General features: G+C 69.0%; 11 protein-coding genes. 8 read left to right on the top strand and 3 right to left on the bottom strand.

Features of this window, described 5'->3' with window-relative positions; genetic code table 11:
* Window positions 1-11: 11 nt before the first annotated feature.
* Window positions 12-422: a hypothetical protein gene (locus C1927_RS18840; RefSeq protein ID WP_108747468.1), complete on the top strand. Its 411-nt coding sequence runs from the start codon at window positions 12-14 to the stop codon at window positions 420-422.
* Between the two features lie 72 nt (window positions 423-494).
* Window positions 495-926 (top strand): nuclear transport factor 2 family protein, encoded by a 432-nt coding sequence (locus C1927_RS18835; RefSeq protein ID WP_079225394.1) that lies wholly within the window; start codon window positions 495-497, stop codon window positions 924-926.
* 32 nt (window positions 927-958) lie between these two features.
* On the opposite strand, the gene C1927_RS18830 is transcribed toward C1927_RS18835, so the two are convergent.
* Window positions 959-1,279, bottom strand: a complete 321-nt coding sequence (locus C1927_RS18830; protein ID WP_079223664.1) for a DUF2004 domain-containing protein — start codon at window positions 1,277-1,279, stop codon at window positions 959-961.
* Window positions 1,280-1,346: 67 nt separating this feature from the next.
* Window positions 1,347-2,624 carry an NAD(P)/FAD-dependent oxidoreductase gene (locus C1927_RS18825; protein ID WP_079223663.1) on the bottom strand — a complete coding sequence of 426 codons (1,278 nt, stop codon included), beginning with the start codon at window positions 2,622-2,624 and terminating at the stop codon, window positions 1,347-1,349.
* A 108-nt stretch (window positions 2,625-2,732) separates the two neighbouring features.
* Here C1927_RS18825 and C1927_RS18820 point away from each other — a divergent pair, with 108 nt between their 5' ends.
* Window positions 2,733-3,509: an NYN domain-containing protein gene (locus C1927_RS18820; RefSeq protein ID WP_108747887.1), complete on the top strand. Its 777-nt coding sequence runs from the start codon at window positions 2,733-2,735 to the stop codon at window positions 3,507-3,509.
* Window positions 3,510-3,591: 82 nt separating this feature from the next.
* Window positions 3,592-4,212, top strand: a complete 621-nt coding sequence (locus C1927_RS18815) for a glutathione S-transferase (RefSeq protein ID WP_079223662.1) — start codon at window positions 3,592-3,594, stop codon at window positions 4,210-4,212.
* A gap of 40 nt (window positions 4,213-4,252) precedes the next feature.
* Here the strand turns inward: C1927_RS18815 and C1927_RS18810 are convergent, their stop codons facing one another.
* Window positions 4,253-6,430 carry a primosomal protein N' gene (locus C1927_RS18810; protein ID WP_108747467.1) on the bottom strand — a complete coding sequence of 726 codons (2,178 nt, stop codon included), beginning with the start codon at window positions 6,428-6,430 and terminating at the stop codon, window positions 4,253-4,255.
* Between the two features lie 414 nt (window positions 6,431-6,844).
* Here C1927_RS18810 and C1927_RS18805 point away from each other — a divergent pair, with 414 nt between their 5' ends.
* From C1927_RS18805 to sppA, 4 genes are all read left to right on the top strand, one after another.
* Window positions 6,845-7,843 (top strand): hypothetical protein, encoded by a 999-nt coding sequence (locus tag C1927_RS18805; RefSeq protein WP_108747466.1) that lies wholly within the window; start codon window positions 6,845-6,847, stop codon window positions 7,841-7,843.
* Complete coding sequence (locus C1927_RS18800) at window positions 7,836-8,411, top strand: DUF3106 domain-containing protein (RefSeq protein WP_108747465.1); 576 nt, start codon at window positions 7,836-7,838, stop codon at window positions 8,409-8,411. The genes C1927_RS18805 and C1927_RS18800 overlap by 8 nt, the downstream gene beginning before the upstream one ends.
* 177 nt (window positions 8,412-8,588) lie before the next feature.
* Window positions 8,589-9,953, top strand: coding sequence for an MATE family efflux transporter (locus C1927_RS18795; RefSeq protein ID WP_108747464.1), 1,365 nt, complete (start codon window positions 8,589-8,591; stop codon window positions 9,951-9,953).
* A 115-nt stretch (window positions 9,954-10,068) separates the two neighbouring features.
* Entirely contained in the window at window positions 10,069-11,991 is a 1,923-nt protein-coding gene (sppA, locus tag C1927_RS18790) for a signal peptide peptidase SppA (protein WP_108747463.1), read from the top strand.
* The last annotated feature ends 94 nt before the right edge of the window (window positions 11,992-12,085 follow it).

The following is a 12,085-nucleotide window of genomic DNA, read 5'->3' as shown; positions in this document are numbered from 1 at the left end:
GAAGCGGTTCGATGAAACCCCGCTGGATGTTGCTGTTGACCCTCGGTACCGCCCTGCCGGCCTGCGCCCAGACCCCGCCACCGCTGCAGCACGGGCAGATCGGCAGCGCCGCAGAGCTGGCCGCGCAGCGTGGCCCGGCCACGCCCGAGCCCATCCACCTGCGCCGCGACCGGGTGCCGCCTGATCTGGTCGACCTGATTCCGCTGGCCGAAAAATGGGGCATCGGCGATGACCTGCTGCGCGAGGAGATGCAGGCGCGTGCGACCGCAGCGGAGAAACAGGCAATGGGCGATGCGTTGAAGGATCGCCATGCGCGCATCACCGCCTGGCTCGGCAGCTTCCCGCAGGGCCAGCCGATGTCCGACGAAGCCGCCGCGTTCATGTACATGCAGATGGGCGCCGATGAAATGGGCTTGATGTAGATCCACGCCATGCGTGGATGACGCCCTCCAGCCCGTGCCATGATCACCCCGCGCCCAGCGCTGGAGACCCCGATGCCCACGCTTGCCCTGCTGCTCGCTGTTGCCGGTGCGACAAGCCCGGCCGCCGACCCGGCCACCCTTGCGGCCATCGAGGCCACCTGCCATGACTATGTCGATGGCCAGCTGGAGGCCGACCCGCAGCGCGTTGCGCGGTCCCTGCACCCGGACCTGGCCAAGCGCGCGGTGCTGGGCGATACGCCCGACGAGCGCCTGGGCCTGCGCCGCATGTCGAAGGACGAACTGGTGGCACTGACGAAGCAGGGTGCGTTGAAGACCCCAAAGGAGCAATGGGACCGCCGCTGCACGGTGCTGGATGTCACCGGCAACGCGGCCTCGGTGCGGCTGGAAACCCCGTGGTTCGTCGACTACTTCCACATGGGCCGTTTCGACCAGCGCTGGGTCATCGTCAATGCGCTGTGGTATCCCAAGCCGAAGGCGAAGTAGATCCACGCCATGCGTGGATCTCGTCGCCGCGCTCAGCTCTCCATCGAAACGCCAAGCACTTCGCCGTCCTCATCGAGTTCGACACTCAGCACATACTGCGAGACGTCGCCCGGCAGCTCGAAATCGACGTGCACCGAACCCTCGTCTTCCCACGGCTCGCGCGGCTGCAGCAGGCCCAGCACCGCGTCGGCCGCCGGCGTGGCGGTGCCCAGTTGCGCGTTCCAGTAATCGGCTTCGATCTCGTCCAGATGATGCTGGACGAACAGGTCGACGCTGTCCTCGCCTTCTTCGGTACCCAGCAACTGTTCAAGGGCGGAGCGTGCGCGTTTCTGCTGGGCGGTGGGGGTGGTCATGGCATTCCTTTGGGTAGTGATTGGGCGGGGGCTCGGCTCTACAACTTCATCCACGCATGGCGTGGATCTACCTCGGCCGTCGGTCTTCCTGGTCATCGCCGAAGATGATGCGCGCGCTGCGCTGGTAGCTCCAGTACGCCACCGCCCAGTTCAGCAGCACCACGACGCGGTTGCGGAAGCCGATGAGGAAGAACACGTGCGCGGCCAGCCAGAACCACCAGGCGAGGATGCCCGACAGCTGCAGCTTGCCCAGGTGCACGATGGCGGCCATGCGGCCGATGGTGGCCAGGTTGCCGTAGTCGGCGTACTTGAACGGCCCCGGTGCCGGCTTGCCATGCAGGCGCGCGCGGATGGCATCGGCCACGTACTTGCCCATCTGCTTGGCGGCGGGCGCCACGCCGGGCACGGGCTTGCCGTTGGCCTGGTTCACCGCGGCCAGGTCGCCGGCCACGAACAGTTCGGGGTGGCCGGGCAGGGTCAGGTCAGGCTGCACCAGCACGCGGCCGGCGCGGTCCAGCGGCACGTCCAGCGTGCGCGCCAGCGGCGAAGCGGCCACGCCTGCGGCCCAGACCACGGTGCGTGCGGGCACGAACTGCTCGCCCAGCGTGAAGCCCTGGCTGTCGATGTCGCTCACCGGGGTGCCGGTCAGCACTTCCACGCCCAGCTTTTCCAGCTGCCGGCGGGCCTTCAGCGAAAGCACCTCGGGGAAGGAGGACAGCACCCGCGGGCCGGCCTCGACCAGGCGCACCTTGGCGCTGGCCGGGTCGATGTGGCGGAATTCATTGCGCAGGGTGTGGCGGGCGATCTCGGCCAGCGTGCCGGCCAGTTCGACGCCGGTGGGGCCGCCGCCGACCACCGCGAAACTCAGCCAGGCGGCCTTCTTCGCCGGGTCCGGTTCGGCCTCGGCACGTTCGAAGGCCAGCAGCAGCTTGCGGCGCAGGGCGATGGCATCGTCCAGGGTCTTCAGGCCCGGCGCGTCGGCGGCCCACTGGTCGTTGCCGAAGTAGGCGTGGGTGGCGCCGGTGGCCAGCAGCAGGCTGTCGTAGCCCAGAGTGCTGCCGTCGGCCAGCTGCACCTCGCGGGCGGCCTTGTCGATGGCGACGACCTCGCCCAGGCGCACTTCCACGTTGCGCTGGTGGCCGAGGATATGGCGCAGCGGCGCGGCGATATCGGGGGCGGACAGGCCGGCGGTGGCGACCTGGTACAGCAGGGGTTGGAACAGGTGGTGGTTGCGGCGGTCGAGCAGGGTGATCCTGATCTTCTCGCGGGCCAGGGCCCGGGTGGCCCAGAGGCCCGCAAAACCGCCGCCGATGATGACCAGGTGGGGGACTGGTTCGCGGCGCATCGACGTACTCCAGAGGGGGATGGATGTCGCCCTGCATCATCGCACGTCACATGGCCGGTAGCGGCCATGGGCGATACTCCGCTCAGCCTGCAGCCCACCGAGGAAATCATGTCCGAACCGGAAAAGCGCATCGCCCTGTTGATCGACGCCGACAATGCGCCGGCATCGAAGATCGACGAAGTCCTGGCCGAGGTGGCCCGCTACGGCGTGGCCAACGTGCGCCGCGCCTATGGCAACTGGAAGAGCCCGCGCCTGAAGGGCTGGGAATCGGTGCTGCACGAGTACGCCATCCGCCCGATCCAGCAGTTTGCCTACAGCAAGGGCAAGAACGCCTCTGACATGGCCATGGTCATCGATGCGATGGATCTGCTGTACGCGCGCAATCTTGATGGCTTCGCCATCGTGTCCAGCGATGCCGACTTCACCCCGATGGTGATGCGCCTGCTGACCGACGGCGTGAAAGTGTATGGCTTCGGCGAGAAGAAGACGCCCGAGCCGTTCGTCAACGCCTGCTCCAAGTTCACTTACCTGGAAGCGCTGGGCCAGACCCATGCCAGTGTTCCCGATGCCGAGGCCGGGGCAGAACAGGCGCCCAGCGGGCAGTTGGCCAGCGACGAGGTGCGCCCGCGCAAGAACAGTGCGGAACTGCGCAACGACACGCGCCTGGTGAAGATGCTGCGGCGTGCGGTGTCGGCCGCCGAGGGCGAGGATGGCTGGTCGCACCTGGGTCCGGTCGGCAGCCAGATCGGCAACCAGGCCTCGTTCGACCCGCGCAACTATGGCTACGGCAAGCTGAGCGACCTGCTGGCGGCCATCGGCCTGTTCGAGCTGAAGAAGGACGGCAAATCGTCCTACGTGCGCGCGCTGCCGAAGAAGAACCGGTGATGCCACGCGCATCGCGATTGATGGGCGTATCGTAGCGGCTCCGCGCCACCGTGGCGCACCGCTGCAGGCAAGGAAAACCGCAATGTTGAAGATCTGGGGCCGCCGTAATTCCAGCAACGTCCGCAAGGTGCTGTGGTGCGCCGAGGAAATCGGCCTGCCGTATGAATCCATCGAAGTGGGCGGCAGCCATGGCGGCACGCAGTCGGCCGAATACGTGGCGATGAACCCCAACAGCCTGGTGCCGGTGATCGAAGACCACGGCCTGCCGCTGTGGGAATCGAACACGATCGTGCGCTACCTGAGCGCGCGCTATTCGCTGGGCACGCTGTACGCCGAAGACGCGATGGAACGCGCGCAGGCCGAGAAGTGGATGGACTGGAGCACCTCGCGGATGGCCGCGCTGTACTCCGAACTGATCTGGGGCATCATGCGCACCGCGCCGGCCGACCGTGACGAAGCACGCATCAGCGCCGCCATCGTGCGCGCCGGTGATTACCTGGCGATGGCCGATGCGACCCTGGCCAACCAGCCGTGGCTGTCGGGCGAGAAGTTCGCGATGGGCGACATTCCGCTGGGCTCGTTGATCTACGCCTGGTACGAACTGCCGATCCAGCGCCCGGAGCTGCCGCACCTGGCCGACTGGTATGCCCGCCTGCGCGAGCGCCCCGCGTACCAGCGTGGCGTGATGTCGCCGCTGACCTGAGAGGTAGCGCCGGGCCATGCCCGGCGGATGTGACGGACCCTCAATACAGGTCCGTCGGATCCACATCCAGCGACCAGCGCACCTTGCGCGCTTCCGGCAGCGCGTACAGCTGCGGCACCAGCTGGGCCAGCACGCCATGCAGCGGCGGCCGCTGCAGCGCAGAGAGCAGCAGCTGCGTGCGCTGGTAACCGGCGCGGCGCGGCATCGGCGCCGGCATCGGCCCATAGGCTTCCACCACGTTCTGTTTGCCCAGCAGCTGCCGCGCCGCCAGCAGGAACGCATTGGCATGCTCCACCTGCTGGGCTTCGGCACGCATCAGTGCCAGGTGCGCGAAGGGCGGGAAGCCTGCGGCCTGGCGCTGGTTCAATTCGGCCTGCGCGAACGGGTGGTAGCCACCACTCACCAGGGTTTCCAGCAGCGGGTGCCCCGGGTGATGGGTCTGCAGCCAGACTTCGCCGGGGTCGCGTGCGCGACCGGCACGGCCGGCCACCTGGATCAGCTGCTGGGCCAGCTTCTCGCTGGCGCGGAAGTCGGCAGAGAACAGGCCTTCGTCGATGCCCACCACCACCACCAGGGTCAGCTTGGGCAGGTCGTGGCCCTTGGCCAGGATCTGCGTGCCGACCAGGATGCCGGGCTGGTCGCCCAGCTTCGCCAACTGCTGTTCCAGAGCATCGCGGCGCGAGGTGGTGCCGCGGTCGATGCGCACCACCGGGTAATCGGCGAAGGCGCTGACCAAGTGTTCTTCCAGGCGTTCGGTACCGATCCCCTGCGGCTGCAGCGCCAGGCTGGCACAGGCCGGGCAGGCCAGCGGCGCCGGCTGCCGCGCACCGCAGTGGTGGCACTGCAGGCGACGGCCGCCGCCGTGCACGGTCATCGGCGCATCGCACCGCTGGCAGGGCGCGGTCCAGCCGCAGTCATGGCACAGCAGCACCGGGGCATAGCCGCGGCGGTTCTTGAACACCAGCACCTGCTGGCCACGCTGCAGGTGCTCGCCGATACCGGCCAGCACGTCCGCGGAGAGGCCATCGTGCAGCGGCCGCTTGCGTACATCGAGGATGCGCACGCGCGGTGGCCGTGCATCGCCGGCGCGCTGCTTCAGGCGCAGGTGCGTGTAGCGGCCGGCATAGGCGTTGTGCAGGGTTTCCAGCGAAGGCGTGGCGCTGCCCAGCAGCACCGGAATGCCCAGCGCCTTGGCCCGCACCAGGGCGAAATCGCGGGCGTGATAACGGATGCCGTCCTGCTGCTTGTAGCTGCCGTCGTGTTCCTCGTCGACGATCAGCAGGCCGGCCTGCGGCAGCGGGGTGAACACGGCCGAACGGGTGCCGACGATCACCCGTGCCTCGCCGCGCGAGGCGGCGGCCCAGACGCGGGCGCGCTCGTTGTCGTTCAAGCCCGAATGCAGCGCATGCACCGCGATGCCGAGGCGGCCGCGGAAGCGCGCCAGGGTCTGCGGAGTCAGGCCGATTTCCGGCACCAGCACCAGCGCCTGCTTCCCCTGCGCCAGGCAGTGGATGATGGCCTGCAGGTAGACCTCGGTCTTGCCGCTGCCGGTCACCCCGTCCAGCAGGAAAGCGTGGAAGCCCTCGGCGGCGGTGATCGCGGCCACGGCCTCGGCCTGCTCCGGGTTCAGGGTGGGGCCGGGCAGTGGCTGCGCATGCTGCGGCGCCACGCTCAGGGCCACGCGCTCGGCCAGTTCGCGCTTGGCCAGGCTGCGCGCGGCGGTGCGCCAGTCGTCCATGCGCGCACCCAGCACGTCTTCGTCGACCACGGCCTCGCCCAGCAGTTCGGCCAGTTGCCGCGGGCGGGTGCCGGCGCGCAGCTTTTCGCGCTGGGCCTGGCCGGCGGCGGTCAGCTGCCAGCCCCAGTGATGGGTGTCGGGCAGGGCCTCGCCGTGCCGCAGCGGGCCGGGCAGGGCGGTGTTCACCACTTCGCCCAAGGGTGAATGGGTGTAGCGGGCCAGCCACTGCAGGCTCTGCCACAGCTCGCCCTGCAGCAGCGGCTGCGGGTCGCACCAGGCCAGTGCCTGGCGCAGGCCCTGGCCGTCGTCCACCTGGCCGTGCCCGGCCACCGTCCCCACCAGCTCGCGGTTGCCGAACGGCACTTTCAGGCGGCAGCCGACCGGCACGGCCGGGCCCGGGCCTTCCGGTGGCAGGTAGTCGAACAGGCGCGGCAGCGGGACGGGCAGGGCGACCTGCAGGGTCGGGATGGGGGCGAGCATCGGGGCAGTGTAACGGGCAGGGCGGGGGCCGATGGCAGAGGCGATGGCGTCGCCCGCGCCTGCCCGCGAATCATAAATGTCACCTAAATATCGGTGGCTATTAGAGATTCAGTCTTATCCACATCTTCTGTGGATAACGTTGTGTGTTACCGGTCGGCGGGCGCGCGTGAGGCCGATGGCGACGGCTTTACACTCGGGTTGGTCAAAAAATAGCCATACTAAAAACAGTATCAAAATCAATGAGTTGATTGTGAAACATTGCTGAAACAAGGTGAATTCGCGGGTTCACAACGAATCGGCCGGGGACCGCATTGATGCTGTGCACAACCTGCAGCACGAAGTGCCCGTGGGCGCAAGTCCTGCCGGCCGCCGATGGGCTGCCGCTATCATGCCGTCAGACCTTTGGAGTAACCGATGACGGCTGTGCCCGCCCCTGTTTCCTCGACCGCGGCCGGCGCGCTGTCGGCGTTCCTGCGTGGCGTCGAGCGCCGCGCGCTGGTGGTTGCCGAGCTGCAGTGCGGTGACCCCGCCCGCGCCGAGCAGACCCTGGTCGCGGTGATGCGCGCCTTCTCCGCCGTGGCCAGTGACCTGCCGATGGCGCAGTGGCCGACCCGTTTCTGGACCCTGCTGGGCCAGCGCCAGGCCCTGCGCGAGCCGGCCGCCGGGCAATGGCCGCCGTCGCTGGCTGCGCTGGGCGACATGCCGCCGCTGCCGCGCCTGGCCCTGCTGCTGCGGATCGGTGGCAGCCTGGATGAAGGCATCGCCACCCGCGTGCTGGACATCGATGAGGATGGCTACCAGCAGCTGCTGGCCGCCGCCTGCCCGCGTGATGCCCACGGCCAGCCTGACGCCGCCGCCTGGCGCGGCCTGGCCGAGCAGGTGCAGCTGCGCATCCGCGATCTGCCGGCCAAGCGCCTGCAGCAGCTGCAGCAGCCTGCGGCACCGGCTGCGAACAACCAGGCCCCCACCGCCAGCTGGCGCACGCCGGAGCGCGACGAGCGCGCCACGCCCAAGCGCCGCCGCCCCAACAGCGGTGCGCCGCACTGGCGCGGCCCGGTCATCCTGCTGGCGACGGTGGCGGTGCTGCTGGCGGCCGCTCTGGGCTGGCGTTACTGGCAGCATCACGCGACGGCCAGCGATGCACCGCTGCCGGAAGGCGTGGTCGCCGAGTCCGGTCCGGTCACCGTTGAAGCCCTGCCGGCCAGCGAGGTGCAGCCGACCGCTGCCGCCGATGGCCACGCGGCCGAGGACGCCGCCATGCTGGCCGACCGCGACTACCCGCTGGCCGCCGATGCCGACCTGTATGCGTGGAGCGCTGCCGGCGGCCCGCTGCCGGTGGATGAATCCGAACCCAAGCCGACCCGCCCCGAGCCGGTCGGTGCCGCGCTGGAAACCGCTGCTGCCGATGAGTAAATTCCTGTTTGCCAGCGTGCTGCTGGCCCTGCCGCTGTCACTGGCCGCCGCGCCGCCCTCGCTGGAGGTTCCGCTGCCGCCCGCACCGGCGGGCGCAACGCCGGCATCGATGGCCGATACGCGCTCGCCTGCCGCCTTCGCCCAGCTCAGCCCGGAGCAGCAGCGCCAGCGTCGTGCCGATTACGCCTCGTGGAAGGCGCTGCCGGAGGGCGAGCGCGAACGCATCCGCCAGGCGGCCGCCCGCTTTGCCGCGCTGCCGGCCGAACAGCAGCAGCGCCTGCGCGAGCAGTTCCAGGCCCAGGACCAGACCTTCCGCGATGGCTGGCGGTTGGGGCCGCAGCTGGGCATGCAGTTCCCCAAGCTGCACGGTCTGTTCGGCCTGGTGCCGCCGGAGCAGCGCGAGGCGGCGTTGGCCGCGCTGCGCCAGCTCAGTCCCGCGCAGTTGACGCAACTGACGCTGGTGGCCCAGCGCACCCCGCCGCAGGAACGCGACGCCGTGCGCAGCGCCTTCCTCGCCGTGCCGGCGGCCGAGCGCGACGCCTGGCTGAAGCGCCAGGCCGGCCAGTAGCGTCGACCGTTGGTCGACTATCGCGCAACACGCGCGTGTTGCCGGTATCCACGTGAAGAGCAGTCGACCAACGGTCGACTCCATCCAGCGGGCGGCACCGTTTGCCCGTAAAATGATCGGCCGCAACCCGGTGCCTGTGCCCTTCGCGCGCAACCGTAGTTGGCGTCCTGTACTCCCATGTCTACTGCAACCTCCACGCCGCGCTTCCGCAAGGAAGTCGGCGCGACCGGTCTGCTCGCCCTGCCTTTGGTGCTGGGCCATGTATCCACCGGTCTGATCTCCTTCGTCGACAACGTCATTGCCGGCCACCACGCCACCGCCACCCTGGCTGCGGTGACCATCGGTACGGCCCTGCTGTGGCTGCCGATGCTGATCCCGATCGGCACGCTCATCTCGCTCACCGCCTCGGTGTCGCAGCTGCACGGCGCCGGCCGCGAGCGCGAGATCGGCCCGCTGTTCCGCCAGGCGCTGTGGCTGGCGCTGGGCCTGGGCCTGATCATGTTCACCTTCCTCACCGTGGTGCCGCCGCTGCTGCCGGCCTTCGGCATCGCCCCGGACATCGTGCCGGGGGCCACGGCCTTCCTGCATGCGGTGCGCTGGGGTGGCCCGGCGCTGACCCTGTACTTCTGCATGCGCTATCTCAGCGAGGGCATGCACTGGACGCTGCCGACCATGCTGCTCGGCTTCGGCGGCCTGCTGGTGCTGGCGCCGATGGGCTACGTGCTGGCCAACGGCAAGTTCGGCTTCCCGGAGATGGGCGCCGAAGGCCTGGGCATCGCCTCGGCGGTGATGATGTGGCTGCAGGCCATCGCCTTCGGCACCTACCTGTGGTTCACCAAGCGCTTCGCCCACCTGCAGCTGTTCTCGCACTTCGAGGGCCCGCGCCCGGCGGCGATCTGGGACCTGCTGCGCACCGGCCTGCCGATCGGCATCACCGTGCTGATGGAGGGTGGCCTGTTCATCGTCACCGCGCTGCTGATCGGCCGCCTCGGTGCCAACGAGGCCGCCGCGCACCAGATCGCGATCAACGTCGCGCAGCTGTGCTTCATGATCCCGATGGGCGTGGCCGAGGCCACCACCGTGCGCGTGGGCCATGCGGTCGGCCGTGGCGATGGCTTCGGCGTGCGCCGCGCGGCGTGGGCCGGCTACGCGATCATCATGGGCACGCAGACGCTGTCGGCGGCGGTGCTGCTGTTCGGCCACGATGCCATTGTGGGCGTCTACACCAACGACCTGGCCGTGGCCGGCCTGGCGTCGACCCTGCTGCTGTACGCGGCCACCTTCCAGTTCCCCGATGGCATCCAGGTGTTGTCGGCCGGCGCGCTGCGCGGGCTGAAGGACACGCGCGTGCCGATGTTCATCGCCATGTTCGCGTACTGGGGCCTGGGCATGCCGCTCGGTGCCGGGCTCGGCCTGGGCCTGGGCATGGGGCCGCAGGGCATGTGGATCGGCCTGATCGTCGGCCTGACCGCCGCTGCCATCCTGATGGGCTGGCGCCTGCGCCGCAGCAGCCTGCGCATCGGCCAATCGGCCCTGGAATGATCGTCGCGCCCGTCACCACACCCCGTGACGGGCGAACCCCTGACTTGTGTCCGATGCCGCCTCACACGGCACCGGCTATGCTGTTACCACGGCAAGAAGCCATCCGGAGCGCTCCATGAACCAACCCGTGCCCCCGCTGCCCCCGGCGCATCGCAACCCCGTCGCCAGTTTCTTCATCGGGCTGTGGGACGTGATGAATTTCACCCGCAGGCTGATCCTCAACCTGGTGTTCTTCGGCCTGCTGCTGTTGGTGGTGGTGATGTTCATCGTCGCTGCAGGCATGGGTGCCGGTGCCAGCAAATCGCTGCAGGACCGCACCACGCTGGTGATTGCGCCTGAAGGCAAGCTGGTCGAGCAGTTCAGCGCCGACCCGGTCAGCCGCGCGCTGGCCAAGGCCGTCGGCGACAACGGCGCCGAGGAAGTGCAGCTGCGCGACCTGCTGCGGGTGATCGAATCGGCCAAGGCCGACAAGAAGATCGAGCGCGTGGTGCTGGAACTGGACAAGCTGCAGCCGTCCGGCTTCGCCTCGCTGCGTGAAGTGGCCGGTGCGCTGCAGGACCTGCGTGCCTCGGGCAAGCAGATCGTCGCCTTCAGCCAGAGCATGGGCCAGTCGCAGTACCTGCTGGCCGCGCAGGCCGATGAGGTCTACCTGGACCCGATGGGCTCGGTCGTGCTCGAGGGCCTGGGCCGCTACCGCCAGTACTTCCGCACCGGCCTGCAGGACAAGCTGGGCGTGGACGTGCACCTGTTCAAGGTGGGGGAGTACAAGTCCGCCGCCGAACCGTACGTGCTGGATGCGGCCTCGCCGGCATCCAAGGAAGCCGACCTGTTCTGGATGAACGACGTGTGGCAGCGCTACCTGGGCGACATCGCCAAGGCGCGCCGCCTGGATCCGGCGCAGCTGGCCGCAGGCATCGATACCCTGCCCGAGGGCGTGGCCGCGGCCGGTGGCGACCTGGCCAAGTTCGCCCTGCAGCAGAAGCTGGTGACCGCGCTGAAGACCCGCGAGGAATTCGAGGATCTGATGATCGAGCGCGGCGTGGCCGATGAAGACGCCGATGGCGGCTTCCGCAACATCGACTTCGCGTCCTACATGGGCCAGCTCGACGCGCGCCGCAACCCGGTGGACAACCGTCCGCAGGTGGCCGTGGTGGTGGCATCCGGTGAGATCAGCGGTGGCGACCTGCCGGCCGGCCGCATCGGTGGCGACTCGACCTCGGCCCTGCTGCGCGCCGCGCGCGACGACGACCAGGTCAAGGCCGTGGTGCTGCGCGTGGATTCGCCGGGCGGTGAAGTGTTCGCGTCCGAGCAGATCCGCCGCGAAGTGGTGGCCCTGCAGGCTGCCGGCAAGCCGGTGGTGGTGTCGATGGGCGACCTGGCCGCATCCGGTGGTTACTGGATCAGCATGAACGCCGATCGCATCTATGCCGATCCGTCGACCATCACCGGTTCGATCGGCATCTTCGGCATGATCCCCAACTTCAGCCGTGCGCTGGACAAGTTCGGCGTGCACACCGATGGCGTGGGCACGACCCGCTTCGCTGGTGCCTTCGATGTCACCCGCCCGATGGACCCGGCCGTGGGCCAGGTCATCCAGTCGGTGATCAACAAGGGCTATGCCGACTTCACCGGCCGCGTGGCCGAGGCCCGCAAGAAGCCGGTCGAGGCCATCGACGAAGTGGCCCGTGGCCGCGTCTGGAGCGGCGCACAGGCCAAGGAACGCGGCCTGGTCGATGCCTTCGGCGGCATGAAGGACGCGGTGGCCGACGCCGCCAGCCGTGCCAAGCTGGGCAATGAAGACAAGTACCGCGTGCGTTACGTCGAGAAGCCCGCCACCCCGTTCGCGCAGTTCATCAGTGGTTTCGCCGGCAGCCATGCCGGTGCCTGGATGCTGGCCGATTCGGGCATGGCGCGGATGATGCTGGCGCGCACGATGCCGGAAGTGGATACCCAGCTGCGCTTCGTCGAGAACGCCGCGCGCGAGAAGGGCAACGGTGCACCGGTGAAGGCACTGGCGTACTGCTTCTGCGGGTTCTGACCGGCGATTGCCGCCAATGAAAACGCCCGGCTTCGGCCGGGCGTTTTTTTTGTCTGCGGGGTCGGATCCCTTTGCACCGCAAAGGGCTCCGACC

The organism is Stenotrophomonas sp. ZAC14D1_NAIMI4_1 (genome assembly GCF_003086775.1).
Taxonomy (GTDB): Bacteria; Pseudomonadota; Gammaproteobacteria; order Xanthomonadales; family Xanthomonadaceae; genus Stenotrophomonas.
The sequence above is the reverse complement of the archived record's forward strand: the minus strand, read 5'-3'. Positions and strand labels throughout refer to the sequence as shown.